Genomic DNA, 24,568 nt, shown 5'->3' on the forward strand with positions numbered 1-24,568 from the left:
CTCAAACACCCCAGAAGGGCCAAAGAAACTAGCAGGTCATCCCCACCAGGTCAAGAACCTCAGCCCCGGCGGTGAAGAGCGATCTACACCCCACCCCTAACACCGTCAACAGCGAAAAATGCGCCGCGTCGCTTTTTTCTGACCCGCCAATCAGAAAATGGCGGTTTCAGGGCGTTTTTCCGCGATCGATCAGCATGTTGGTCACGGCTACCTTGAACGGAGCGAGAGAATCGGCAGCCCGCAGACCGGCACGGCGCAGGTACCGGAAGGGTGATTCGTCGCGCGTATAGAGGGTGGCGATGCCATTGGTGGCGGCAAACAGTGGCGCCGTGGCCAGGCGATGACGGGTGGAGAACCGCCGCAGCACCGCAGCCGACCCAGGATCGCCATCGCGGGCCATCCCGGCCGTGATCTCCTGGGCCAGGATATCCTGGCCCTTGAGGCCCAGATTGAAGCCGTGTGCGGTGATCGGATGCATGCCCACCGCCGCATCGCCGATCAATGCGAAGCGCCGCGCCGTGAAGCGATGCGCATAGACCGCCCGTAGCGGATAGACATGGCGCGTGCTGACCAGCCGCATCGCGCCCAGCCGATTGCCGACCCTGGCCATGATCTCCTCGTTGAAGCGGTCGCGCTCCATCGTCCGCAGCGCCTCGATCTGCTCCGGCGGCAGGGTCAGGACCAGCGAGGACGCCCCGCCATTGACGGGCAGCAGCGCGATCGTCTGCCCGTCATCGAACCATTGGGTCGCCACATGATGATGGGGCGATTCATGCGCCATGCGGCAGACCAGCATGGATCGATGGAAATCATGAATGATCGCGCCGATGCCCTGCAGGCGCCGGATGTCGGAAAACCGGCCATCGGCCGCGATCGCCAGGCGCGACGTCACGTCGCCCCCCTCGGCCAGCACGGTCACGCCGTCACCATCGTCCCGCACACGCCGCGTCGCGACGCCCGCGCGCACCACGATACCGGGGCGCGTCACGGCCTCTTCATACAAGGCCTGCCGGATCATGTGATTGGAGACCAGATACCCGAGGGCTTCGACACCCTGGCCGTTCGTATCGAAGGTCAGCGGATGGTTGTGCCGCCCGGTTTCCACCCTTGCCTCGCGCAAGGGGGAAATGCCCACCGGGGGGATGCGCGCCCATGCTCCGGCATTCCGCAGCAGCGTGACCGAATGATGGGTCAGGGCGATCTCCCGCCCGTCGAACGCGGGTTCGGCCAGCGCGGCCTGTGGCGCGCGTTCCAGCACGGTGACGGACAGGCCGGCGCTTTCCAGCGACAGGGCCGTGGCTAGGCCGGCGGGACCACCGCCGATGATCGTGACGTCGCTGCGCATCTCGCTCTTCCGCATTCGCTCTCTACTTGTCCGCCCCGAACGTGACCGGCGCGCCGTGCCATTCCGCCACGTAATCTTCCACCGGCCGACGCGGCGGCACGGCCCGGTTCGGGTCCGGCGTGCCGACGAACAGGAAGCCCGCCAGCCCGTGCGGCGCATCGAACCCCAGCGCCGAAGCCAGCGCGGGGTCAACCGCCATGTCGCCCGTCACCCACACCCCGCCGAAGCCGGTGGCATGCAGGGCATTGAGAATGTTCATCGCCGCCGCCGCGACCGCCATTTCCTGCTCGATCAGCGGGATCTTGTCCTCGGGGCGCAGATGCATGCCCAGTGCAATGGTCAGCGGCATGGTGGAAAAGCGGGTGCGGCGCTTCTCGATCTTCGCGGCCGGCACGTCCGGATCGCGCGCCAGCATGCCGGCTACCACCAGTTCGGCCAGTTTGGGCCGGGCCTCGCCACGGATCAGCACATAGCGCCACGGCCGCAGGCGGCCATGGTCGGGCGCGCGCATCGCGGTGGAGAGGATATCCTCCAGCACCGATCCGTCGGGCGCAGGTTCGGACAGGGCGTCGGTCGATGAGCGGGACAGCAGGCTGTCGAGCGCGGCCATAGGGAGCTCCTTGGTCTGGGGCCCCGGCAGCGGTCGCGCGGCCCTGGCCGGCACCATGCAGCAGAAGGAAGGTGAAGCCAATATCCGCCGCCTGCGGCCCAGAGGCGCGAACAGGGCTGGCAACGATGTGCGCGACCCATACAGGAGAGTGGCCTAACGCGGCCCACTCCTGTAGGAGAACGGGCATGGATACCGCCCGCACAGCCACGATTCATCGCGTCACCAGCGAGACCGACATCACGCTCCGGCTGAACCTGGACGGCACCGGCCAGTCGCGGATCGCGACCGGAATCGGCTTCTTCGATCATATGCTGACGGCGCTGGCCCGCCATGGCCTGTTCGATCTGGAAATCGAGGCCAAGGGCGACCTGCATATCGACTTCCATCATACTACCGAGGATACCGGCATCGCGCTCGGCCAGGCCTTTGTCCGGGCAATCGGCGACAAGCGCGGCATCCGCCGGTTCGGCCACGCGCTGGTGCCGCTGGACGAGGCGCTGAGCGAAGTGGTGGTGGATATCTCGGGCCGTCCCTTCCTCGCCTGGTCGGTGGAGTTCACGCGCGACAAGATCGGCGAGATGGACACGGAACTGTTCGAGGAATTCTTCCGCGCCTTCGCCATGAGCGCTCTGCTGACGCTGCACGTCACGCAGAAGGCCGGGCGGAACTGCCACCATATCGCCGAGGCCTCGTTCAAGGCGGCAGCACGGGCCCTGCGCATGGCCGCCGAGCCCGACCCGCGCGCGGCCGGCAGCATCCCCTCGACCAAAGGCGTGCTGTGACGAGTTATTCCACATGGTTCCGGACTGACGACCGGCGTCCGCCTATCCTGGTCGCGGAGCGTCTGTCCTGGCGGGTGCTGCTGCTGGGCTGGCTGGGGCTGGTGATTCAGGGAAGCTGGATCGCCGGACTGCTGGCCGGCACCGCCAGCCTGTTGCTGCTGGACGCGGTGCGGGCGGCGCATCTGCCGCTGCTGCCGTTCTGGGCCGGGCTGCATCTGCTGCTGGGCCTGTGCGCCGCCGATATAAAAGAGTGGGAATTGCGGCTGAACGGCCTGGCCGCCGGCCCGGTGATCGTGGCGCAGGGGCGTGAGGCCGCGCTGCTGCGCCTGCTGGAGCGTAACCCCACGCTCGCGCGCACCCGTGGCAACCCGGCGGAGGTATGAATATGACATCCGCGACGCAATCCATCGTCGTCATCGATTATAATGGCGGCAACCTGGCCTCGGCCGCGCGGGCACTGGCACGGGCGGCGGCGGATAGCGCCATCGACGCCGAGGTGACGATTTCGGCCGATCCGCACACGGTACGCGGGGCGGACCGGATCGTGCTGCCCGGACAGGGCGCCTTTGCCGACTGCGCCGCCGGGCTGGACGCCGTGCCGGGGCTGCGCGCGGCCATCGTCGACGCGACGGATGCGGGGACGCCCTTCCTGGGCATCTGTGTCGGCATGCAGTTGATGGCCGAGCGTGGGCTGGAACATGCCATCACCCCCGGTTTCGGCTGGATCGCGGGCGAGATCGCGCCGATGGACGCGCCGGGTCTGCGCCTGCCGCAGATGGGGTGGAACCGGCTGGATTTCACACCGGGCGCGCATCCGCTGACCGATGGGCTGGACGAGGACGCCCACGGCTATTTCGTCCATTCCTATGCGCTGCGCCACGGCACAACGGGCGAACTGGTGGCGACCACCGACTATGGCGGGGCGGTGCCGGCGATCGTGGCCCGTGGCAATCGCGCCGGCACGCAGTTCCATGTCGAGAAAAGCCAGACGGTCGGCCTGCGAATCCTGTCGAATTTCCTGCGCTGGACCCCAGCCCGCGAAGGAGAGCGCGCATGAGCGGTAGCGGCAGATCCACCCGCGACCAGCCACGTGCCGAGCGCGTCCAGTCGCTGACGGAAGACGATCTTCAGGCGCTGTGCGAGGCGACCGACGCCGCGATCCTGGATGGCGGCGGGTTCGGCTGGCTGAACGTGCCGGGCCGCCAGGCAATGGAGCGCTATTTCCGGGGCCTGCTGATGGTGCCGGAGCGCATGCTGTTCGTCGCGCGGCTGGATGGCATCATCGTCGGCGCCGCCCAACTGGTCCGCCCGCCGCGCAATAACGAAGCGCAGGCGATGAGCGCCACGCTGATGCATCTGTATGTCGCGCCCTATGCCAGGGGGCACGGCCTGGGCCGGCTGCTGCTGCTGGAGGCCGAACAATGCGCGCGGGCCATGGGCTACCAGATCCTGAACCTGGATGTGCGCGAGACCCAGGAGGCCGCGATCCGGCTGTTCCGCACGTTCGGCTTCTATCAATGGGGCACCCATCCCAGCTATGCCCGCGCCGACGGGCGGACGATGCGTGGCCTGTTCTTCACCAAGCGCCTGCAGGACAATGAACGGGTCGTGCCCGCCCACCCGCAGGCATCTTCCGTTCCCATTCCCGCCACAGGACCTGCCAGCGTGACCGGCCACAGCCTGACCCTTTATCCCGCCATCGACCTCAAGGACGGCGCCTGCGTGCGCCTGCGCCGGGGCGAGATGGATGATGCCACGGTCTATTCCGACGATCCCGGCGCGCAGGCCCGGGCCTGGATCGCGGCGGGCTGCGGCTGGCTGCATGTGGTCGACCTGAACGGCGCCTTTGCCGGCAAGTCGGCCAACAGCGCGGCGATCGAAGCCATCATCGCCAACGCCACCGTGCCGGTGCAACTGGGCGGTGGCTTGCGCGACCTGGACAGCATCGAACGCTGGCTGGCCGCCGGGATTACCCGCGTGATCCTGGGCAGCGTCGCGGTGAAGAATCCCGAACTGGTCCGCGCCGCCTGCCGTGCCTTCCCCGGCCGGATCGTCGCCGGTATCGACGCGCGGTCGGGACAGGTGGCGACCGAAGGCTGGGCCGAGACCTCGGACATGAAGGCCATCGAACTGGGCCGCCGGATGGAGGATGTGGGCGTCGCCGCGATCATCTTCACCGAGATCAGCCGCGACGGCATGCTGACGGGCATCGACATCCCCCAGACCGCCGAACTGGCGAACAGCCTGTCGATCCCGGTCATCGCCAGCGGCGGTGTGGGCAATGTCGAGCATCTGCGCGCATTGCGGGCCGCCACGGTCACCGCGCCGGGGATCGAGGGCGTGATCGTCGGCCGTGCGCTGTATGACGGCCGGGTGGACCCCACCGACGCGTTGCGGATCCTGTCCTGATGCTGAAGCTGCGGGTCATCCCCTGCCTGGACGTGAAGAACGGACGGGTGGTGAAAGGGGTCAATTTCGTCTCGCTGCGCGACGCGGGCGACCCGGTGGAGCAGGCGGCGCTCTATGACGCCGCAGGCGCCGACGAACTGACCTTTCTGGACATCACCGCCAGCCACGAAAACCGCGACACGATCCTGGACGTGGTCAACCGCACGGCGGAGAAGATCTTCCTGCCGCTGACCGTGGGCGGGGGCGTGCGCACGACCGACGACATGCGCCGCCTGCTGCTGGCCGGCGCCGACAAATGCGCGATGAATTCCGCCGCCGTCAGCCGTCCCGAACTGATCAACGAGGCCGCGCGGAAATTCGGCAGCCAGTGCGTGGTGGTGGGCGTCGATGCCCGGTCGGACGGGCACGGATCATGGGAAGTCTATACCCATGGCGGCCGCACCCCCACCGGCCGCAACGCCATCGACTGGTGCCGCGAGGTGACCGAACGCGGCGCTGGCGAGATCCTGCTGACCAGCATGGACCGCGACGGCACCCGCAGCGGATTCGACCTGGACCTGCTGCGCGCGGCCTGCGGCGCGGTGCGGGTGCCGGTCGTGGCCTCGGGCGGCGTCGGCACGCTGGACCATTTCGTCGAGGGCGCGCGGGCCGGTGCCACCGGCCTGCTGGCCGCCAGCGTGTTCCATTTCGGCCAGTTCACCATCCCGCAGGTCAAGCAGGCCCTGGCCGATGCCGGCCTGCCGGTTCGGCGCACGCCGGCTGCCAGATCCTGAACGGCGCGAATACCCAAGCGAGGGCCTGATGCCAAAAATCCCGAAGACCATGCGCAAGAACGACGACACCAAGGCCGCCGGCAAGAAGGGCGTCACCAAGAAGACGGCCCGGAAAAAGGCCGCCCCCGCTGCCGCCATCGTGAAGGCGGTTCCTGCCCTGCCCACCGAACCGGCGGCGACGGCGGAAATCCTGGACCGGCTGTTCAATGTCGTCGTTTCACGCAAGGGCACCGACCCCGCCGTCAGCCATTCCGCCCGGCTGCTGTCACGCGGCCGGCGCAAGATCGCGCAGAAATTCGGCGAGGAAGCGGTCGAGTGCCTGATCGAGGCCGTGGCCGGCAATACCGAGGAACTGGTCGGCGAGAGTGCCGACGTGCTGTACCACCTGATCGTCATGTGGGTTGATGCCGGCATCCATCCGTCGGATGTATGGGCCGAACTGACGCGCCGCGAGGGCACCAGCGGCATCGCCGAAAAGGCCGCCCGCCCCCGCGACCCGTTGGCGGTCTGAAGCAAGGAGGCATGTCCATGGCCGTTTCCGGACGGGGTCCGTACGACCCGCAGAACGTCTTCGCCAAGATCCTGCGCGGGGAAATCCCCTGCCGCAAAATCTATGAAAACGAATACGCGCTGGCGTTCCACGACATCGCGCCGCAGGCACCGGTCCATGTGCTGGTGATCCCCAAAGGGCCCTACGTCTCCTTCGCCGATTTCAGCCAGACGGCCGACGAGGCCGAAATCGCGGGCTTTACCCGCGCGGTCGGCCATGTGGCGGCGTCGCTGGGGCTGGAAGAAGACGGGTACCGCCTGCTGGCGAATATGGGCGTCGCCGCCGGGCAGGAAGTGCCGCACTTCCATGTGCATCTGTTTGGCGGGGCCGCGCTGGGGCCGATGCTGCATCGGGGCTGAACAGGCGCTGTTCGTCGGGGCTCTGCCCCGACACCCCGGCAGGAGGCAGGCCTCCTGCACCTCGATTCCTGATCCTGACCTGTCGTTCGATCGTGATGCTTGCGGCGCCTCGGTCTTTTTTGCGCGACGTTGATCCGGCGCGGGATCGTGGGTAGGTTATTTCAAAAGATTGCCAGTCAGGAGCACACGCGGAATGGTCATGCCGAAAAACGCGCCCCTGCGCGCCCTTGCCGTCCTTGCCATGCTGGGCAGCCTGCCGTCGTGTGAAACGACCGCCCAACGGATCGCGCAGAAGGAAGACCACCTTGCCGCGGCGGGCTTTGCGTTGAAACCCGCCAGCTCACCGCAGCAGCAGGCGATGCTGAACCGTCTGCCGCCCCATCATTTCGTCCGCCGGACACATGGTGGCAGCGTGTTCTACGTGTATGCCGACCCGACCGTGTGCAACTGCCTGTATGTCGGCGACCAGGCCGCCTACGACAATTACCAGAGCTACCGCCAGCAGAAGATGCTGGCCGACGAGCAGCAGATGACGGCCGGCGAATACCAGGACACCATGTGGAACTGGAACGCATGGGGCCCGATGGGTGGCCCCGGCTGGGGCGGCTGGAACCCGTCGTGGAACCCCGCATGGGGGAACTGGGACCCGGGGATGGGGCAGTATAACGCTGGCTGGTAAGCCGGGTTATCAGTGCCAGAACGGCTGTTCTTTTCGTCGAGTTGAAAGGCGGTAATTACCAGCCGTTTGCAAAATATCTCGATATAGTGCGCTGTCGCTCCTTGGAAGGATCAGCCGTCCGTTGATCGGGTCAATTCCTCCCAATCCGCAATTTCTCTTTCCAGGCGAGAGATACGTTCACGAACCAGTCGCAGAGCATCACTACCCAGGAGCAGTTGCGGTGGGGGGGCGTCGGACGCAACAAGCTGAAGCACTGCGGCGGCGAGTTTCGCCGGATCACCCAATTGCTTGCCGTCCTTCTCGTGTCGAACAGCCCGGATCGGATCGAACAGAGTGTCGTAGTCCCCGATCGAGCGCTCCGTCCTGACCATCGAGCGCCCGGCCCAGTCTGTGCGGAATGATCCGGGGCACAGCGCGGTGACATGAACTCCAAAAGGCGCCATTTCTGCGCGCATGACCTCCGAAATGCCCTGCAAAGCGAACTTGCTACCACAGTAGTACGCTATGCCCGGCATCGTGATCAGACCACCCATTGATGTCACGTTCACGATAAACCCGCTGCGACGTTCGCGAAAACGCGGCAAGAAGGCTTTGGCGACCGCAACAGCTCCGAAGACATTGACATCGAACTGGTGGTGCATTTCATCGAGAGGAGATTCCTCCAGAATACCTTCATGTCCATAGCCGGCGTTGTTGATGAGCACGTCGACCGGGCCGTGGTCTGCCTCTGCCTGTGCGACGATGGCGGGAATGCGGTCGAACTCGGTGACGTCGCACAGGACCACGCAGACATCTGGCAGTCGTTCCAGCAATGACGCTCTTGCGGTTTGCGACCGAACTGCACCGATCACCCGATGGCGCGCTGCAAGGGCGGCCTGGGCGATGGCAAACCCGAACCCGGAGTTGGCACCCGTGATAAAAAAAGTCTGCTCTGACATGGCTCTGCCCTGCTTGAGTGCGTTCATGAATTGATCAATAATATGATGCTGGCAGGCACTCTATCGCATTTCCTCTGATTTTCTTGCTCGATCCTATGAATTCTCCACCCACACCCTGTTCGTTTCTAGCGCTGACCGCCGAACTCGCACCGCAGCAAGGCTACAACCTCACGCCCTTGCCTGGCATCCGCATCCTGCGTTCGGAGACTATTCTCGAGGACGTGCCTGTTCTTTACCGACCTGGTGCGGTGTTCGTATTGCAAGGGTCCAAGCAGGGATTCCTCAATGGCGAGGTCTACCGCTACGATGCTGGCCATTACCTTGCCGTTTCGGTCCCCGTACCTTTTCGCATGGCCTCGCAGGCCAGTCCCGACCTGCCCCTGTTCGCCATTTATTGCGAATTTGACCTACAGCTTGCTGCTGAAATCGTGACCATACTGGATGGACAGGTCAGTCATAATGAAAGAGCACCAGCGAGAAGCCTTGTTTCAAGTCCGATGATGCCCCCCATTTCCGATGTGCTCGGGCGTCTGCTTCATACCCTCCGCAACCCGCAGGAACTTGCCATTCTCGGCTCCGGACTGCTGCGCGAGTTGCACTACCGCGTACTGGCAGGACCTCAGGGGGGGTCACTGATGGCGGCACTTCGTCGCAACAGCACGACAGACGGGATCGTGCGAAGCCTGACCCTGATCCGTGAACGCTACAATGAAGGGTTGTCGATACCGGAACTCGCTGCGACGGTCGGTATGAGCGTTCCTTCCTATCACGCGGGCTTTAAGTCCCTTACCGGAACCACTCCGCTTCAGTACATCAAGGCCTTGCGGTTGCACGAGGCCAGGCTGATGATCGCACGGCGCAAGGGCCCGATTGCCGTTATTGCTGCCGAAGTCGGCTATGCCAGCCCGGCCCAATTCAGCCGAGATTTCAAGCGCCATTTCCATCGTTGCGCCACCGATGAGGTCAAATGGATGCGGAAAAATCTCGGAGAGCCGATATAGGCTCGAAGCGAAAATCTAGCGTCTACAGTCCCCTGTTTGACGAAGCGGGACAGGCAGGCGGGAATCGTCCTCGTTGTAGACATTTGAAGAAGAATACCTAGGTGCTAAAATCGGACGTTATCTTGCCCTAAATCGCTATTCACTGTGATGCTGAACCGCCTCCCGCCCCATCATTTCGTCCGCAGGACACATGGGAACGCCGTCTTCTACGTCTATGCCGACCCGACCGTCTGCGATTGCCTGTATGTCGGCGACCAAGCCGCCTACGATAATTACCAGAGCTACCGCCAGCAGAAGATGCTGGCCGACGAACAGCAGATGACGGCCGGGGAATACCGGGACGCCACATGGAACTGGAACGCCTGGGGCCCCGATGACCGACCCCGGCTGGGGCGGATGGAACCCGTCATGGGCCAGTATAATGCCGGCTGGTAAGCCGGGCTGGTCAACGATGAAGAGGGCCGCTCCCAGATTTTATCAACCCGTTTTTACATGATAGCCTACAAAAGATACTTTCTCCGATTCAGCCCGCACTCTTCATTAACGAACCATACTTCGATTTCCGATCCCAAACAGAAATATCGTCATCTTTAGGGTAATTGGGCTCAAGAACATGGATCAGTCCATGCGTGATCGTCAGGGGAAACACTGTCAGATGGTCCTCGCCCTGAAATATGCGCATCTGAATTTTCAAATGTGTGTAATGATGTTTTCGAAGACATCCAATGAACGTCTGTAGATCTCTTACCATATCGTATTGATTATTCGGATGATCCGGCGTCTCGGTCGATCCGACTCCGGCATAGATATCTGCCTGGAGATCCCCGTGTGTTCTGGCATAGGCGTCTTCCAGCTTGAACATAACGTGATTGTCAAACCACAGTGACGGACTTCCGAATATATAATGCTGAAACATCTCTGGCTTGGTCAGAAGGCAATACACCCCGAAAAGACCACCATATGAGTGTCCGAGATAAATCTTGTTCTTCATGTCAACGTGGTAATGGGCAGCGACGTAGGGAAATATGTCTCGCTCGATGTAATCCTGATATTCTTTCGCTTCGCCGTATATCGGAGGCCGGCCCTGAATATCGGGCTTTACGCCTCCATCTCCATTAGGTGTCGGCGTATAGTCCCGACGACGACTGAAAGCCGGGCTGTCTCCGATGGCGTAAGACAAGCCAACAATCACAGCATCTTCCATGCCGGCCCCATGATCATTCATACGATTTGCAATACTGCGCACGACCGGGAAGCCGTAGTCGGCATCAGTCAGGAAGATAACTGGAAACTTGTCGTGGGGCCGGGATTTGTACGTTGCTGGCAGACTAACAAGAATCTGGTAATCTCGATGCAGGCGAGATGCCGGAATGGTCGTGACCTCAGTGTCCTCCAGAACGTATCGGTTGCCCATCTCTGGATTGTCAGCCGCATAAACGGAAAGTGGTATGACGGCTGAGATGAGAACCGAGAAAAGTCCGCTGAAAACCAGAACGCGCATTGTTTTTTGTTTCCGCCATGTTGGCGCCATAACGCCATTCTTCACTGTTGGAGTACCGCGTATCCGTTGACTGCCTTTTCGCGGACCTACCCCCGAAAGGGACAGTCGCTTTTTCCTTATTCATCCGCCGAGACCAATCTTCCGCCCCCCCACGAACAGGGGTGAAGGGGACGACCGTCCCCTTCCGGGTGCAGGGCAGAGCCCTGCGACCTCACCCGTCCAGCGACTGCAATTCGAACAACCGCCGATACAACCCGCCCTCATGCGTCACCAGTTCCGCGTGCGATCCATCCTCCAGCAATTCGCCGCGCGCGAACACCAGGATACGATCCAGCCCGACGACGGTGGACAGGCGGTGGGCGATGACCAGCACGGTACGACCGACCATCAGCCGTTCCATGGCCTCCTGCACCAGGATTTCCGATTCCGAATCCAGGCTGGACGTGGCCTCGTCAAAGATCAGGATCGGGGCATTCGCGAGGAAAGCACGAGCAATGGCCACGCGCTGGCGTTCGCCGCCCGACAGCTTGACGCCACGTTCGCCGACCATGGTGGCATAGCCCTTGGGCAGGCGGTCGATGAAGCCGGCCGCATTGGCCTGCCGCGCCGCCTCCTCGATTTCGGCCATCGACGCGCCGGGCCGGCCATAGGCGATGTTTTCGGCCAGCGAGCGATGGAACAGCACCGGCTCCTGCTGCACGATCGCGATCTGCGCGCGCAGGCTCTCCTGCGTCACGCTGGCGACGTCGATACCGTCGATCAGGACCCGGCCCGAGGTGACGTCATACAACCGCTGCAACAGCTTGATCAGCGTGGTCTTGCCCGACCCTGACGGCCCCACCAGTGCGACGCGACTGCCGGCGGGAATGTCGATCGACAGATCCTGGAACAGCGGCCGGGTCTGCGCCCGATAGCCGAAGCCCACATGATCGAAGCGGATGGCGCCATGCGTCACGCGCAGCGTGCCGGCCTCCGGCCGATCCGCGACGCCCAGCGGCAGGCGATAGATGGCGACCAGTTCCTCCATCTCGTTCACCGAACGCTGCACCATCGAGATCTGCTGCCCGATATCCCGCAGATAGCCCTGCACCAGGAACACCATGGTCAGCACATAGGCCACGTCGCCGGGCCCGGCCTGGCCGCGCCACCACAGCGCCAGCACCGCGCCGATCAGCAGCACCCGCATGAGCAGGGCCGCCACATTCTGCAGATTTCCCGAATTGGTACCCCGGATCCAGGACCGTTCCGTGCGCGTCTGCCAGCGTGCCAGGATGCGCGACAGATGCGCGTCCTCGCGCGCTTCGGCGCCGAACGCCTTGACGACGGAATTGCAGGTGACGGCATCGGCCAGCGCCGCCCCCATGCGGGTATCCCATCTGTTGGCCAGCCGGGCGGAGGGCGCGACATAGCGCAGGGTCAGCCAGGTGGACATCGCCACCAGCAGGATCGAACTCACCCCCAGCAGCAGGCCCATCGACGGCCAATGCGCCGCCAGTACGACGGTCGTCGCGGCCAGCACCAGCACGCTGGGCAGCAGCATCAGCATCAGCGTATCGGCCAGCGTGTCGGTGGCCCACATGCCGCGCGTCAGCCGGCGCACGGTCGAGCCCGCGAACGTGTTGCCGTGCCAGTCGGTCGAGAAACGCTGGACGCGGGCAAAGGCGCTCTCGGCAATGCCGCGCATGGTGCGCGCGGTCAGATGCGTGATGCCCAGATAGGACATGCGGCGCCCGGCCACGCCCAGCAGACCCAGCAGCACCAGCCCGCCGACCATCCACAGCGCGCCCCGCCGGGCGGCCTCCATCGCCGGAGTGGCGATCGCGCCTCCCGCTGCCCCGCCGGCGGCGCGGGAGACGTCATCCACCATCCAGCCGGCCAGCAGCGGCGTGACCACGTCGGCCACCGTCGCCACCGAGACGCCTGCCAGCGTCCAGGCCAGCGCGCCGGGATGGCGCAGCCAGCGGCGGATCACAAAACCCAGAACTTCGGCGAATTCATTGCGCGCGGGGCGCTCCTGGCCCGACGCGGCTTGTTGGTCTGTCATGATGCTCCGGCCGGTCATACCGGCCATCCTTGTGCGTCAGCCCCAACCGCGGCGACGGCGCAGGCCGTCGCGTGCCGTGCGGCGCGCGCCCGCGCCGCACGATGGGCATTCTGATCTTGTCCCGGTTTTCGGGCAAATTATCGCCGTGCCGCCCCCGGAACGCAAGACGGCGCGGCCGTCCCGCGCGCCCGACGATTTACAGATCACGCCGTCCGGCCGAAAACGGATCATCCCTTCCTTCCTCCTTCCCGCAGAGACGGCATGACCCGCACACCCACCGCCCGCCCGCCCGCCGCCCGCCGCCGCATGACGCTGAAGGAAGTCGAACGCTTCATCACCCTGCTGGCCGACGCGCACCCCAATGCTGAAAGCGAGCTGGATTTCGTCGACGATTACACGCTGCTGGTCGCCGTCGCCCTGTCCGCGCAGGCCACCGATATCTCGGTCAACCGCGTGACCAAGGGCCTGTTCCGCGACGCCCCCAACCCCGCCGCGATGGTGGCGCTGGGCGAAGAGGCGGTCGGCGACCATATCCGCACCATCGGCCTGTGGCGCACCAAGGCGCGCAATGTCGTCGCCCTGTCGCAGGCCCTGCTGGACCAGCATGGCGGCCAGGTCCCGCACGACCGCGCGGCGCTGGAAGCCCTGCCCGGCGTGGGCCGCAAGACCGCGAACGTGGTGATGAACGTGGCCTTCGGCGACAGCACCATGGCCGTCGATACCCATATCTTCCGCATCGGCAACCGCACCGGCCTGGCCCCCGGCAAGACCCCCCGCGCGGTGGAGGACCAATTGGTCGCCCGCATCCCGGCCCCGATGCTGCGCCCCGCGCATCACTGGCTGATCCTGCACGGACGCTATGTCTGCAAGGCTCGCCGCCCGGAATGCTGGCGGTGCCCGGCGATCGAGCCTTGCCAGTATACGGGGAAGGTGTTGGCGCCGCCTTGAGGCTGTTCTTTTTTGAAAAAAAGAACCAAAAAACTTCTGATCTGTTCAGGAGTTTTTTGCTGGGACAGTCGATGTCCCTAAACGGATAAAAGTCTTTTTGCTTCTTTTTCTTCAGAAAAAGAAGACCTACTCCCGCTGCGCCAACGGCAGAACGGGCATCCCATGCTGTCCCGGCGCCAGCACCCAAGGGCGCGCCCCACGCCAGTCACGGTCCGAGACCACAAGCGGACCACCGGAGCGCAGGAAGACGGCCTGCGCGCCGCTTTTCCACGTCGTCAGCGTGTCGAGCATGCGTACGCCCGGACAACCCGCATCATCGGGCGCCAGCGTGATCAGCAGAACCATTCCCGCGCAACCGGCCGCTGGCGCATCCCGCAGGCACACACCATCGCGGCAGGTCGTGATGCCACCGGGGGCAATCGGCAGCGCCAGGGCCTGCCGCCAATCGTCCTCGACCAGCCGTTCGCTGCCCGGACGCGGGCCGACGCGCAGCACCGCACCATCACGCACCGCCACCGTGCGCCCGTCGGGAGAAAGCAGCAGATCCGGCCGCACGACCAGGAGAGGCACGGCCAGAGCCAGCACCATCGGCCCCACGCCCCACCAGCGCCATCGCCCGGCCCACAGGCAGAGCCAGCAGAGGCCCAGCAGCCATATGGCCAGCCCCCAGCCCGGCATGGCGGGCACCGCCAGCCGCGCCGCCGGCCAGCCGGAGACCATGCGCGCCAGATCGAGGATCAGCCCGATGCCCCAGCCCATCGGCACCAGCGCCATGGCCTCCGCCCCCCATGGCATCAGCAGCAGGGACAGCAGGCCCAGCGGCAGGACCCACATCGCCATCAGCGGCACCGCCAGCAGATTGGCCAGCACGAACCAGGGCTGAAGCGTGCCGAAATGCGCCATCACCACCGGCACCGTCGCCCCGCCGGCCAGCAGACTGGCCTGCGCCAGATGCGCGATGTGGTGCAGGGCACGCCGCCACCAGCCGGGCTGCTCGATCAGGCGGGCGAAGAGCGGACGCGTGACCTCGGCCCCCGCCGCCAGCGCCATGACGGCAGCCAGCGACATCTGCAACGGGGCCTCCAGCAGATCGGCCGGCCCGGTCAGCAGCAGCAGGATCGCCCCGACCGCCAGCCCGCGCAGCGAGAGCGCCCGCCGGCCGGTGATAATCGCCAGTACCACCAGCGCCGCCATGATCAGGCTGCGCAAAGCCGGCAGATGCGCGCCCGTCAGCGCCACATACAGGATGCCGGCCGCCAGCCCGGCAATGGCTGCGATCGACCGGCATGGCCAGTACAGCGTCGCCCATTCCGAACAGGCCAGCAGCAGCCGCACCACCGCCACCGACACGCCCATGACGATGCCCAGGTGCAGCCCCGCCACCGCCAGCAGATGGGCCAGCCCCGCATCGGCGAACGCGTCGCGATCCGCCTGTTTCATTCCCACGGCGGAACCGGTCAGCACCGCCGTCGCCACCCCGCCCGCGGCACCCGGCAGCACATGCAGGATATGCGCCGATACACGCTCGCGCAGTCCCTCCAGCGACGACGCCCCCGGCACGGGCCCCAGCGCCTGCGCCCGGCCCAGGGCCATGCCACCGCCGGCCGTTCCGTCAAAATAGGCACGACGCTGCCGGTCGGGACCGCCGGGCAAGGACGGAGGCGCCGGTGGCCGCAACAAGGCACGCACCCGCACGACCATGCCCGGAACAGGCACCAGCGGATCGTCGGCGCGCAGGCGCACGCGCAGGATGCGGCGCAGGGGTGGCATGCCGGAATCGAGCGGGTCGTCCAGTACCGCATCGGCCAGATCCAGCCGCCGGACGGAGGGACCATCGGCCGGCAGAAGGGCCACGGCCACGATGCGCCCGGTGACGATGGTCGCGCGCGCCGGCAGGTCGGGCAAAGGCGGCTGACGGTGCGTGGCCCAGAACGCGGCCAGAAACCCCAAGGCCAGCGTCGCGGCACCTCCGCCGAACATACGAGGCGCCAGCGCGTAAGGCCGCCATGCGATCCAGCCGAGCCCCGGAACAGCGACGCCGGCCCAGGCGAGAACCCCCAGCGTTCCGGGTTCGTGGCGCAGCCGGAAATACCACGCGATGCCCAGCCCCAGCCCGACCGGCAGCCATAGCGCCAGACGCCGGTGTTCCGCCAGCAACAGGCCGGCCAACGCGTCCCGTTCTTTTTTGAAAAAAAGAACCAAAAAACTTTTAGCCTTTTAAGGGGAAAACCGCCGGACAAGGCGGAATGCCGACAACAGATTAAAAGTCTTTTTGCTTCTTTTTCTCCAGAAAAAGAAGAGACAAACGCCCAAGCCCCGCAACGCTCCCATACCGGCGCCCCCTGTCGGCAAACAGCGTCTCATGGTAAGGAGCCGGCTCATGACCGTTCGTACGCGCTTCGCACCGAGCCCGACCGGGTTGCTGCATATCGGCAACGCCCGCGCCGCCCTGTTCAACTTCCTCTATGCCCGCCACCATGGGGGAAAATTCCTGCTTCGTATCGAGGATACGGACCGCGAGCGGTCGACCCAGCATGCGGTCGACGTGCTGTTCGACGGGCTGGCCTGGATGGGCATCACCCCGGACGAGGAACCGGTGTTCCAGTCCACGCGCCAGGCCCGGCATGCCGAAATCGCGCATCATCTGCTGGCGCAGAACCTGGCCTATCGCTGCTACTGCACGCAGGCAGAACTGCAGCAGATGCGCGAGCAGGCGATGGCCGAGGGCAAGCCGCCCCGCTACAACGGCTACTGGCGCGATCGTGATCCGTCCGAAGCCCCGCCCGGCGCGCCCTTTACCGTGCGCATCCGCGCCCCGCGCGAGGGCGAGACGGTGATCCAGGATCTGGTGCAGGGCGATGTCCGCGTCGCCAATGCCGAAATGGACGACATGATCATCCTGCGCGCCGACGGCACGCCGGTCTATCAGCTGGCGGTGGTGGTGGACGACCATGACATGGACATCACCCATGTCATCAGGGGCGACGACCACCTGACCAACACGTTCCGGCAGGCGATGATCTATCGCGCCATGGGCTGGGACCTGCCGAAATTCGCACATCTGCCGCTGATCCACGGGCCGGACGGCGCCAAGCTGTCCAAGCGCCACGGCGCGCAGTCGGTCGTGGAATTCCGCGACATGGGCTACCTGCCCGAGGCCTTGAACAACTATCTGCTGCGTCTCGGCTGGGGCCACGGCGATGCCGAGATCCTGTCGCGCGACGAGCAGATCCAGCTGTTCGACCTGGACGGCGTCGGCCGGTCGCCCTCGCGCATGGATTACGCCAAGCTGTCGCACCTGAACGGCGTCTGGCTGCGCCAGGCCGACGATGCGCGCCTGACCGACGACGTGCTGGAACGCCTGGCCGGGCGCGAGGGCGTGACCGTGGACGACACGCTGCGCGCGCGCGTGCTCACCCTGATGCTCGGCCTGAAGGAGCGTGCGAAGACGCTGGTCGAACTGGCCGACAGCGCCGCCTTCCTGGGCCGGCATGTGCCGCTGGCCTTCGACCCCAAGGCCGAGAAGCTGCTGACCGACGAGGCCCGCGCCATGCTGGGCCTGCTGGCCCGCGAACTGGCTGTGCTGGCCGTGTTCGATGCGCCCTCGATCGACGCCGCCCTACGCCATTTCGCCGAGAATCACGGCCACAAGCTGGGCCAGGTGGCCCAGCCCCTGCGCGCCGCGATGACCGGCGGCGCGACTTCGCCGGGCATCGACGCCACGCTGGCGGCCCTGGGAAGGGACGAGGTGATGGCGCGGCTGGGAGCCGTCGCCCGATGAACGACAGCCCGCGCGCGGCGCCGCCCCGGTTCTTCCCGCAGCACGGGCGGCACCTGCTGGGTCTCCAGGGCATGCATCCGACCCGGATCGTGCCCTTCCTGGACCTGGCCGAGAGCTATGCGCTGATGAACCGCTCGCGCCAGACGCCGCGCGACCGGCTGCGCGGGCGCACGGTCATCAATCTGTTCTTCGAGGACAGCACGCGCACCCGCACCTCGTTCGAGCTGGCGGCGAAGCGGCTGGGGGCGGACGTGGTCAACATGACGGTGGCCACCTCGTCGGTGAACAAGGGCGAGACGCTGCTGGATACCGCCGCGACGCTGAACGCGATGCGCACCGACCTGCTGGTGGTGCGCCATTCGCAATCCGGCGCGCCGGCGCTGCTGGCCCGCAAGGTCGAGGCCAGCGTGGTCAATGCCGGCGACGGCACCCACGAACACCCGACCCAGGCGCTGCTGGACGCGCTGACCATCCGCCGGCATTTCGGTACGCTGCACGGGCTGACGGTAGCGATCTGCGGCGATGTCAGCCACAGCCGGGTGGCGCGGTCGAACATCCACCTGCTGACGGCCATGGGCGCGCGCGTGCGGGTGGTCGGGCCGCCGACGCTGATCCCCGGCGCCATCGGCGCGCTGGGCGTGGATGTCCATTACACGATGGAAGACGGGCTGCGCGACGCCGACGTGGTGATGATGCTGCGCATGCAGCGCGAGCGGATGAATGGCGGCCAGGTGCCCAGCCCGCGCGAATATTTCCGTTTCTACGGGTTGGACCTCAAGCGGCTGGCCCTGGCCCGGCCCGAGGCGCTGGTGATGCATCCCGGCCCGATGAATCGCGGGGTCGAGATCGAAAGCCGCGTCGCCGATTCAGACCAGAGCGTGATCCGCGAACAGGTCGAGATGGGAGTGGCCGTGCGCATGGCCGTCCTGGACCTGCTGTCGCGCGCCGGAGACCAGACGTGACCGCCTCTCCCCCCTCGGCCCCGCCGATCCTGTTCGAGAATGTCCGCCTGATCGACCCCGCGCGGGGGCTGGACCGGCCCGGACGCCTGCTGGTCCGGGGCGGCGCGATCGCCGGCACCGACCTGCCTGGCGCCGAAGGCGTGCCCGAGGGCGCCCGGCAGGTCGATGGCGGCGGCGCGGTACTGTGCCCCGGCCTGGTGGACATGCGGGTGGCGATCGGCGAGCCCGGATTCGAATATCGCGAAACGGTGGCCTCGGCCGCGCGGGCGGCGGCGGCGGGCGGCATCACCACCATGGCGGTGCTGCCCAACAGCCAGCCGGCGATCGACGATCCGGCGCTGGTGCGGCACCTGCGCGCGCGCGGCGAGGAAACGGGCATGGTCTCGATCCTGCCCTATGGCGCGCTGACGCGCGGGTGCGCGGGCACCGAGATGGCCGAGATCGGCCTGCTGGACGAGGCCGGGGCGGTCGCCTTCACCGACGGCACGCAGGCACTGGCCGATGCGCGGATGATGCGGCTGGCCCTGACCTATGCCAGGGGCTTCGATGCGCTGGTGGTCCAGCACCCCGAAGACCCGTCGCTGGCGCGCGGCGGCTGCGCGACGGATGGCGAACTGGCGACGCGCCTGGGCCTGCCGGGCATTCCGACGGCCGCCGAGGCGATCATGATCGCCCGCGACCTGCGCCTGGCCGAACTGACGCGCGGCCGGCTGCATTTCGCCCATGTCTCGACGGCGGAAGGGCTGGAGCTGATCCGGGCCGCCAAGGCGCGCGGCCTGCGCGTGACCTGCGACACCGCGCCGCCCTATTTCGACCTGAACGAGACCGCGATCGGCGATTTCCGCACCTACGCCAAACTGTCGCCGCCGCTGCGGGGCGAGTCCGACCGGCTGGCCGTCTGCGCGGCGCTGGCGGATGGCACGATCGACGCCATCGCCTCGGACCATGCGCCCTGCGACGCCGACGACAAGCGCCAGCCCTTCGCCGTGGCCTCGGCCGGCGGCACCGGGCTGGCCACGCTGCTGGCCGTCACGCTGGCGCGCGTGCATGGCGGCACCCTGCCCCTGATCGACGCGCTGGGCCTGCTGACCCACCGGCCCGCCGCCCTGCTGGGCAGCGATGCCGGCACGCTGGCCGATGGGACCGAGGCCGATCTCTGCCTGTTCGACCTGGATCGCGCGTGGAAGATCGAGGCCGACGCCCTGCCGGGCCGGGCCCGCAACACGCCCTTCGACGGGCGGGCGGTGGAAGGCCGGGTGCTGGGCACATGGAAGGCCGGGCGCCAGGTCTACGGGCAGGACGCGGCATGATGACCGAGACGCTCCCCGGCTACGTCCTGCAATTGCTGGGGGCCATCGCCGTGCTGGCCTACGGCATCGGCAGCATCCCCTTCGGCCTGCTGCTGACGCAGCTTGGCGGCGCGGGCGATATCCGCGCCATCGGATCGGGCAATATCGGCGCGACCAACGTGCTGCGCACCGGCCGGCGCGGCCTGGCGGCGGCGACACTGCTGCTGGATGGCGGCAAGGGTGCGTTCGCGGTGCTGTGCGGCTTCATCCTCTCGCCGTTCCATACCGCGCCGGCGATGGCGGTCGCGGCCCTGTTCGCCGTCATCGGCCATTGCTTCCCCATCTGGCTGAAATTCAAGGGCGGCAAGGGCGTGGCCACCGGGCTGGGGGCGGCGCTGGCGCTGTCGCCGCTGACCGGCCTTGCCTGCTGCGCCCTCTGGCTGGGGGTGGCAAAGCTGACGAAGATCTCGTCGGCCGGCGCGCTGGCCGCGTTCGTGGCCATGCCCGTGCTGCTGACCCTGTTGAGCGGCGATGGCCTGCGCAGCCCGATTCCGTTGGCGGGGCTGCTGATCGCGCTGCTGGTGATCGCCCGGCATCACGGCAATATAAGTCGCCTGCTCAACGGAACCGAACCGCGAATCGGACGGAAGACTCCGTGACACCGGCCGGGCCGCTGGCCGCGCGCCTCCGCCTGGCGCGCAGCGAAGGCGTCGGCCCGGTCGGCTATCGCAAGCTGCTGCTCGATTACGGCGACGCTGAAAGCGCGCTGTCCGCCTTGCCCGCACGGGCCAGGGCCGCCGGCAGGGCGCGGACGCTGCGCATCCCGCCCGAGGACGAGATCGCGGCCGAAATCGCGGGCACGGCAGCGCTGGGCGGCCGCATCCTGATGCTGGGCGACCCCGACTATCCGCCCCTTCTGGCCGCCATCCATGATGCACCGCCGGCACTCTCGATCCTGGGCGACCCGGCCCGGCTGAACGGGTGCTGTATCGCGATCGTCGGGGCCCGCAATGCCTCGTCCAACGGTGCGCGCATGGCCGAAAGCCTGGCCGCCACCCTGGCGGCGCAGGGCATTACCGTAGTCTCGGGCATGGCGCGGGGCATCGATGCCGCCGCCCATGCCGGCGCGCTGCGCGCCGGCACCACCATCGCCGCCGTCGCGGGCGGCCTGGATCGACCCTATCCGGCAGAACACGCACAATTGCAGGACAGGATTGCGCAATACGGGGCGGTGATCACCGAAACCCCGCTGGGCGTCGCGCCGCAGAGCCGGCATTTCCCCCGCCGCAATCGCCTGATCGCCGGCCTGTCGCTGGGCTGCGTGGTCGTCGAAGCCGCGCTGCGCTCGGGCAGCCTGATCACCGCCGACCTGGCGGCGGGCTATGGCCGCACGGTCTTCGCCGTGCCCGGATCGCCGCTCGACCCGCGCAGCCGGGGCGCAAATTCCCTGCTGCGGCGCGGCGCGATCCTGACCGAAAGCGAGAACGACATCCTGGCCGAACTGCCCGACGCAGCGGCCGGGGACCTCTTTTCCACCAGCACCAGCACGCGTCCCGGCAGCCTGGCGCAAAGCACCGCCCCCTGGCCCGAACCGCCGGTCCAGGCCGGTCCCGTACCCCCCTCCGACCCCGGCGGGACTGTGTCCGATATCCGTCAGGCGATCCTGACTCTGCTGTCATTCACGCCAACGCCGGTTGACGATCTTGTACGGCGCTGCCAGTTCTCGACATCGGCGATCCTGACCGTACTGTCGGAACTGGAACTGGCAGGCGACATTGAAACCCTTCCCGGCGGCAGTGTCGTCCTTCCATCCCTGCCCGACGGACCCTGACGGGCGCCGGAACGAGACGCGTGATCCGGAGACAGAATGACTGACGTGGTCGTGGTCGAATCGCCCGCCAAGGCGAAGACGATCAACAAGTATCTGGGAGACGGCTTTACCGTTCTGGCGTCGTTCGGCCATGTCCGCGACCTGCCGCCCAAGGATGGCAGTGTCCGCCCGGACGAGAATTTCGCCATGGACTGGGAAGCCGATGAGCGCGGCAACCGGCAGATCGCCGCCATCGCCAAGGCGCTGCGCGGGGCCAAGAACCTGTATCTGGCCACTGACCCGGATCGCGAGGGCGAGGCGATTTCCTGGCATGTCCGCGCCATGCTGGAGGAGCGGAAGCTGCTGAAGGGCGTGGATGTCCAGCGCGTCACCTTCAACGAGATCACCAAATCCGCCATCCGCACCGCGATGGCCCACCCCCGCGACCTCGACCAGCCGCTGATCGAAGCCTATCTGGCCCGCCGCGCGCTGGATTATCTGGTGGGCTTCACCCTGTCGCCGGTCCTGTGGCGCAAGCTGCCGGGGTCGCGCAGCGCCGGGCGCGTGCAGTCGGTCTCCCTGCGCCTGATCTGCGAGCGCGAAGCCGAGATCGAAGCGTTCAAGAGCCGCGAATACTGGACGGTCGCCGCCCAGTTCACCACGCCCGAAGGCGCGCCCTTCACCGCGCGCCTGACGCATCTGGGCGGCCACAAGCTGGACCAGTTCGACCTGCATGACGAGGCCGGGGCCATGGCGGCCAAGGCGACGGTCGAGGGCGGAAAGTTCGCGGTCCGCTCGGTCGAGCGGCGCAAGGTCCGCCGCAACCCGCCGCCGCCCTTCACCACCTCCACCATGCAGCAGGAGGCCTCGCGCAAGCTGGGCATGGGCGCACAGGCGGCGATGCGCGTCGCGCAGCAACTGTACGAAGGCATCGATCTGGGCGGCGAGACGGTCGGCCTGATCACTTATATGCGAACCGACGGCGTGCAGATGGCCGGCGAGGCCATCACCGCCATCCGCGAGCATATCGGTAGCAGCTTCGGCGCCCCCTATGTGCCGGAAAAGGCGCGGATCTATTCCACCCGCGCCAAGAACGCGCAGGAAGCGCATGAAGCGATCCGCCCCACCGATGTCGCCCGCACCCCCGCCGAAGTCGCCCGCTATCTGAGCGACGAGCAGAGGCGGCTGTACGAACTGGTCTGGAAGCGCTCGGTCGCCAGCCAGATGCAGTCGGCGGAGTTGGACCAGGTGATCGTGGAGATCGTGGAGATCGCGGATGCCGCCGGTGCCGCCGGCCTGCGCGCCAACGGCTCGATGATCGCTTTCGACGGCTTCCTGAAACTGTACAGCGAAGGCCGCGACGACGCCGCGACGAAGGACGAGCAGGACGACGAAAGCCGCATGCTGCCGCCGATGCGCGAGCGCGACCCGCTGAAGACCGGCGCCGTCGAGGCCGACCAGCATTTCACGCAGCCGCCGCCGCGCTATTCGGAAGCGTCTCTGGTCAAGAAGATGGAAGAGATCGGCATCGGCCGGCCCTCCACCTATGCCTCGATCCTGTCGGTGCTGCGCGACCGCAATTACGTGCGGCTCGAGGCGCGGCGCTTCGTGCCCGAGGACCGGGGCCGGCTGGTGACGGCATTCCTGACCTCGTTCTTCGAACGCTATGTCGATACCGGCTTCACGGCCGGGCTGGAGGAACAGCTCGACGACATCTCGGGCGGCCGTGCCGACTGGCGCGACGTGATGTCGGCCTTCTGGCGCGATTTCTCCCACGCGGTCGACCAGACGAAGGAGCTGAAGATCTCCGACGTCATCAACGCGCTGGACGCCGACCTGGCCCCCCATTTCTTCCCCTCCCGCCCCGACGGCACCGACCCGCGCGTCTGCACCGCCTGCGGCACCGGCCGGCTTGGGCTGAAACTGGGGCGCTACGGGGCCTTCATCGGCTGCTCGAACTATCCGACCTGCCAGTTCACCCGCCGCCTGGTGGTGGATTCGAAGGAGGAAGGCGAGGCCGACACGCTGAAGGACGGCATGCGCGTGCTGGGCCAGGCCCCGAGCGGCGAGGACGTGACCGTCAAACGCGGCCCGTGGGGGCTGTACGTCCAGCAGGGCGAACCCAATCCCGAGGACAAGAAGGCCAAGCCGAAGCGCGCCACCATTCCGCGCGGCATCGAAGGCGACAAGATCACGCTGGAACAGGCGCTGGGCCTGCTCTCGCTGCCGCGCATCGTCGGCACCCACCCCGAGACCGGCGAGCCGATCGAGGCCGGGCTGGGCCGCTTCGGCCCGTATGTGAAGATGGGCGCCATCTACGGGTCGCTGGACAAGGATGACGACATCCTGACCGTCGGCCTCAACCGCGCGGTCGACGTGCTGGCGCGCAAGCTGGCCTCGGTCCGCACCATCGCGCCGCATCCCAAGGATGGCGAGCCGGTGATGGTGCGCAAGGGCCGGTTCGGGCCGTACATCCAGCACGGCCAGATGGTGGTCAACGTGCCCCGTGGCGAGGCGATGGAAGACGTGACGCTGGAGCAGGCGGTGGCGCTGCTGGCCGAGAAGGGCAAGCCGCTGAAGCCCAAGGGCAAGGCCGCCGCCAAGAAGACCACCGCCAAGGCCACCACCCGCAAGACGGCGGCAAAAACCGCGAAGACGGAGGCCACCGCCGAGGGGGCGGATGCCCCGGCCCCCAAGACCACCCGTGCCAGAAAGGCGGCCCCGGCCAAAGCCGCCGCCGAAGGCACGGCGAAGCGAAGCCGGCGCACGACCGCCAAGGCCGGGTGA

General features: G+C 66.7%; 23 protein-coding genes. 17 read left to right on the forward strand and 6 right to left on the reverse strand.

What is annotated here, in order from left to right; all coding sequences use genetic code 11:
• Positions 1-166 precede the first annotated feature (166 nt).
• Entirely contained in the window at positions 167-1,345 is a 1,179-nt protein-coding gene (gene ubiM / locus HLH29_RS16945) for a 5-demethoxyubiquinol-8 5-hydroxylase UbiM (RefSeq protein WP_182968563.1), read from the reverse strand.
• Positions 1,346-1,367: 22 nt separating this feature from the next.
• The gene (locus tag HLH29_RS16950; protein ID WP_182968564.1) at positions 1,368-1,955 is read right to left on the reverse strand and encodes a nitroreductase family protein; all 588 of its coding nucleotides are present in this window, start codon (positions 1,953-1,955) and stop codon (positions 1,368-1,370) included.
• Positions 1,956-2,140: 185 nt separating this feature from the next.
• On the opposite strand from HLH29_RS16950, the gene hisB reads away from it, so the two are divergent.
• The 8 genes from hisB (at position 2,141) to HLH29_RS16990 (ending at position 7,507) form a co-directional block, all read left to right on the forward strand.
• The gene (hisB, locus tag HLH29_RS16955; RefSeq protein WP_182968565.1) at positions 2,141-2,737 is read left to right on the forward strand and encodes an imidazoleglycerol-phosphate dehydratase HisB; all 597 of its coding nucleotides are present in this window, start codon (positions 2,141-2,143) and stop codon (positions 2,735-2,737) included.
• Positions 2,734-3,120, forward strand: coding sequence for a hypothetical protein (locus HLH29_RS16960; protein ID WP_182968566.1), 387 nt, complete (start codon positions 2,734-2,736; stop codon positions 3,118-3,120). The genes hisB and HLH29_RS16960 overlap by 4 nt, the downstream gene beginning before the upstream one ends.
• A 2-nt stretch (positions 3,121-3,122) precedes the next feature.
• Positions 3,123-3,794: an imidazole glycerol phosphate synthase subunit HisH gene (gene hisH / locus HLH29_RS16965; protein WP_182968567.1), complete on the forward strand. Its 672-nt coding sequence runs from the start codon at positions 3,123-3,125 to the stop codon at positions 3,792-3,794.
• Positions 3,791-5,146, forward strand: coding sequence for a 1-(5-phosphoribosyl)-5-[(5-phosphoribosylamino)methylideneamino]imidazole-4-carboxamide isomerase (gene hisA / locus HLH29_RS16970; RefSeq protein ID WP_182968568.1), 1,356 nt, complete (start codon positions 3,791-3,793; stop codon positions 5,144-5,146). Before hisH ends, hisA begins: the two co-directional genes overlap by 4 nt.
• A complete protein-coding gene (gene hisF, locus HLH29_RS16975; protein WP_182968569.1) occupies positions 5,146-5,919 on the forward strand; it encodes an imidazole glycerol phosphate synthase subunit HisF in 774 nt (257 codons plus the stop codon). Before hisA ends, hisF begins: the two co-directional genes overlap by 1 nt.
• 28 nt (positions 5,920-5,947) lie before the next feature.
• Positions 5,948-6,430 carry a phosphoribosyl-ATP diphosphatase gene (locus tag HLH29_RS16980; protein WP_182968570.1) on the forward strand — a complete coding sequence of 161 codons (483 nt, stop codon included), beginning with the start codon at positions 5,948-5,950 and terminating at the stop codon, positions 6,428-6,430.
• Positions 6,431-6,447: 17 nt separating this feature from the next.
• Complete coding sequence (locus tag HLH29_RS16985) at positions 6,448-6,828, forward strand: histidine triad nucleotide-binding protein (RefSeq protein ID WP_182968571.1); 381 nt, start codon at positions 6,448-6,450, stop codon at positions 6,826-6,828.
• A 193-nt stretch (positions 6,829-7,021) separates the two neighbouring features.
• Entirely contained in the window at positions 7,022-7,507 is a 486-nt protein-coding gene (locus HLH29_RS16990; RefSeq protein WP_182968572.1) for a hypothetical protein, read from the forward strand.
• A gap of 110 nt (positions 7,508-7,617) precedes the next feature.
• Here HLH29_RS16990 and HLH29_RS16995 read toward each other — a convergent pair whose 3' ends face one another.
• Entirely contained in the window at positions 7,618-8,472 is an 855-nt protein-coding gene (locus HLH29_RS16995; protein WP_246374371.1) for an oxidoreductase, read from the reverse strand.
• Between the two features lie 68 nt (positions 8,473-8,540).
• Here HLH29_RS16995 and HLH29_RS17000 point away from each other — a divergent pair, with 68 nt between their 5' ends.
• Together HLH29_RS17000 and HLH29_RS17005 are read left to right on the forward strand one after the other, a co-directional pair.
• Positions 8,541-9,446 (forward strand): AraC family transcriptional regulator, encoded by a 906-nt coding sequence (locus HLH29_RS17000; RefSeq protein ID WP_182968573.1) that lies wholly within the window; start codon positions 8,541-8,543, stop codon positions 9,444-9,446.
• A 147-nt stretch (positions 9,447-9,593) separates the two neighbouring features.
• Positions 9,594-9,881 (forward strand): hypothetical protein, encoded by a 288-nt coding sequence (locus HLH29_RS17005; protein ID WP_246374372.1) that lies wholly within the window; start codon positions 9,594-9,596, stop codon positions 9,879-9,881.
• A gap of 88 nt (positions 9,882-9,969) precedes the next feature.
• On the opposite strand, the gene HLH29_RS17010 is transcribed toward HLH29_RS17005, so the two are convergent.
• Positions 9,970-10,947 (reverse strand): alpha/beta hydrolase, encoded by a 978-nt coding sequence (locus HLH29_RS17010; protein ID WP_182968574.1) that lies wholly within the window; start codon positions 10,945-10,947, stop codon positions 9,970-9,972.
• Positions 10,948-11,158: 211 nt separating this feature from the next.
• Entirely contained in the window at positions 11,159-12,991 is a 1,833-nt protein-coding gene (locus HLH29_RS17015; protein ID WP_182968575.1) for an ABC transporter ATP-binding protein, read from the reverse strand.
• Positions 12,992-13,252: 261 nt separating this feature from the next.
• Between HLH29_RS17015 and nth the strand changes: the two genes are divergently transcribed.
• The gene (gene nth, locus HLH29_RS17020) at positions 13,253-13,939 is read left to right on the forward strand and encodes an endonuclease III (protein WP_246374373.1); all 687 of its coding nucleotides are present in this window, start codon (positions 13,253-13,255) and stop codon (positions 13,937-13,939) included.
• 126 nt (positions 13,940-14,065) lie between these two features.
• Here the strand turns inward: nth and HLH29_RS17025 are convergent, their stop codons facing one another.
• Positions 14,066-16,108: a ComEC/Rec2 family competence protein gene (locus tag HLH29_RS17025; RefSeq protein WP_246374374.1), complete on the reverse strand. Its 2,043-nt coding sequence runs from the start codon at positions 16,106-16,108 to the stop codon at positions 14,066-14,068.
• 211 nt (positions 16,109-16,319) lie between these two features.
• Here HLH29_RS17025 and gltX point away from each other — a divergent pair, with 211 nt between their 5' ends.
• Genes gltX through topA form a run of 6 tightly spaced genes read left to right on the forward strand, consistent with a single transcriptional unit; the run spans position 16,320 to position 24,568 of the window.
• Positions 16,320-17,720, forward strand: a complete 1,401-nt coding sequence (gltX, locus tag HLH29_RS17030; protein ID WP_182968576.1) for a glutamate--tRNA ligase — start codon at positions 16,320-16,322, stop codon at positions 17,718-17,720.
• On the forward strand, positions 17,717-18,682 hold the full coding sequence (locus tag HLH29_RS17035) for an aspartate carbamoyltransferase catalytic subunit (RefSeq protein ID WP_182968577.1): 966 nt from the start codon (positions 17,717-17,719) through the stop codon (positions 18,680-18,682). The genes gltX and HLH29_RS17035 overlap by 4 nt, the downstream gene beginning before the upstream one ends.
• The gene (gene pyrC, locus HLH29_RS17040) at positions 18,679-19,992 is read left to right on the forward strand and encodes a dihydroorotase (RefSeq protein ID WP_338030281.1); all 1,314 of its coding nucleotides are present in this window, start codon (positions 18,679-18,681) and stop codon (positions 19,990-19,992) included. Before HLH29_RS17035 ends, pyrC begins: the two co-directional genes overlap by 4 nt.
• On the forward strand, positions 19,992-20,630 hold the full coding sequence (plsY, locus tag HLH29_RS17045; protein WP_182968595.1) for a glycerol-3-phosphate 1-O-acyltransferase PlsY: 639 nt from the start codon (positions 19,992-19,994) through the stop codon (positions 20,628-20,630). Before pyrC ends, plsY begins: the two co-directional genes overlap by 1 nt.
• Complete coding sequence (dprA, locus tag HLH29_RS17050) at positions 20,627-21,802, forward strand: DNA-processing protein DprA (RefSeq protein WP_182968578.1); 1,176 nt, start codon at positions 20,627-20,629, stop codon at positions 21,800-21,802. The genes plsY and dprA overlap by 4 nt, the downstream gene beginning before the upstream one ends.
• A gap of 36 nt (positions 21,803-21,838) precedes the next feature.
• Positions 21,839-24,568 (forward strand): type I DNA topoisomerase, encoded by a 2,730-nt coding sequence (gene topA, locus HLH29_RS17055; RefSeq protein ID WP_182968579.1) that lies wholly within the window; start codon positions 21,839-21,841, stop codon positions 24,566-24,568.

The sequence above is a fragment of the Gluconacetobacter tumulicola genome (genome assembly GCF_014174215.1).
GTDB classification, from domain to species: Bacteria; Pseudomonadota; Alphaproteobacteria; order Acetobacterales; family Acetobacteraceae; genus Gluconacetobacter; species Gluconacetobacter tumulicola.

Coding starts and splice junctions, on each gene's coding strand:
- ubiM (WP_182968563.1), bottom strand. CDS start 1,345: ATGCGCAGCGACGTCACGATCATCGGCGGTGGTCCCGCCGGCCTAGCC.
- HLH29_RS16950 (WP_182968564.1), bottom strand. CDS start 1,955: ATGGCCGCGCTCGACAGCCTGCTGTCCCGCTCATCGACCGACGCCCTG.
- hisB (WP_182968565.1), top strand. CDS start 2,141: ATGGATACCGCCCGCACAGCCACGATTCATCGCGTCACCAGCGAGACC.
- hisH (WP_182968567.1), top strand. CDS start 3,123: ATGACATCCGCGACGCAATCCATCGTCGTCATCGATTATAATGGCGGC.
- hisA (WP_182968568.1), top strand. CDS start 3,791: ATGAGCGGTAGCGGCAGATCCACCCGCGACCAGCCACGTGCCGAGCGC.
- hisF (WP_182968569.1), top strand. CDS start 5,146: ATGCTGAAGCTGCGGGTCATCCCCTGCCTGGACGTGAAGAACGGACGG.
- HLH29_RS16980 (WP_182968570.1), top strand. CDS start 5,948: ATGCCAAAAATCCCGAAGACCATGCGCAAGAACGACGACACCAAGGCC.
- HLH29_RS16985 (WP_182968571.1), top strand. CDS start 6,448: ATGGCCGTTTCCGGACGGGGTCCGTACGACCCGCAGAACGTCTTCGCC.
- HLH29_RS16990 (WP_182968572.1), top strand. CDS start 7,022: ATGGTCATGCCGAAAAACGCGCCCCTGCGCGCCCTTGCCGTCCTTGCC.
- HLH29_RS16995 (WP_246374371.1), bottom strand. CDS start 8,472: ATGAACGCACTCAAGCAGGGCAGAGCCATGTCAGAGCAGACTTTTTTT.
- HLH29_RS17000 (WP_182968573.1), top strand. CDS start 8,541: ATGAATTCTCCACCCACACCCTGTTCGTTTCTAGCGCTGACCGCCGAA.
- HLH29_RS17005 (WP_246374372.1), top strand. CDS start 9,594: ATGCTGAACCGCCTCCCGCCCCATCATTTCGTCCGCAGGACACATGGG.
- HLH29_RS17010 (WP_182968574.1), bottom strand. CDS start 10,947: ATGCGCGTTCTGGTTTTCAGCGGACTTTTCTCGGTTCTCATCTCAGCC.
- HLH29_RS17015 (WP_182968575.1), bottom strand. CDS start 12,991: ATGACAGACCAACAAGCCGCGTCGGGCCAGGAGCGCCCCGCGCGCAAT.
- nth (WP_246374373.1), top strand. CDS start 13,253: ATGACCCGCACACCCACCGCCCGCCCGCCCGCCGCCCGCCGCCGCATG.
- gltX (WP_182968576.1), top strand. CDS start 16,320: ATGACCGTTCGTACGCGCTTCGCACCGAGCCCGACCGGGTTGCTGCAT.
- HLH29_RS17035 (WP_182968577.1), top strand. CDS start 17,717: ATGAACGACAGCCCGCGCGCGGCGCCGCCCCGGTTCTTCCCGCAGCAC.
- plsY (WP_182968595.1), top strand. CDS start 19,992: ATGACCGAGACGCTCCCCGGCTACGTCCTGCAATTGCTGGGGGCCATC.
- topA (WP_182968579.1), top strand. CDS start 21,839: ATGACTGACGTGGTCGTGGTCGAATCGCCCGCCAAGGCGAAGACGATC.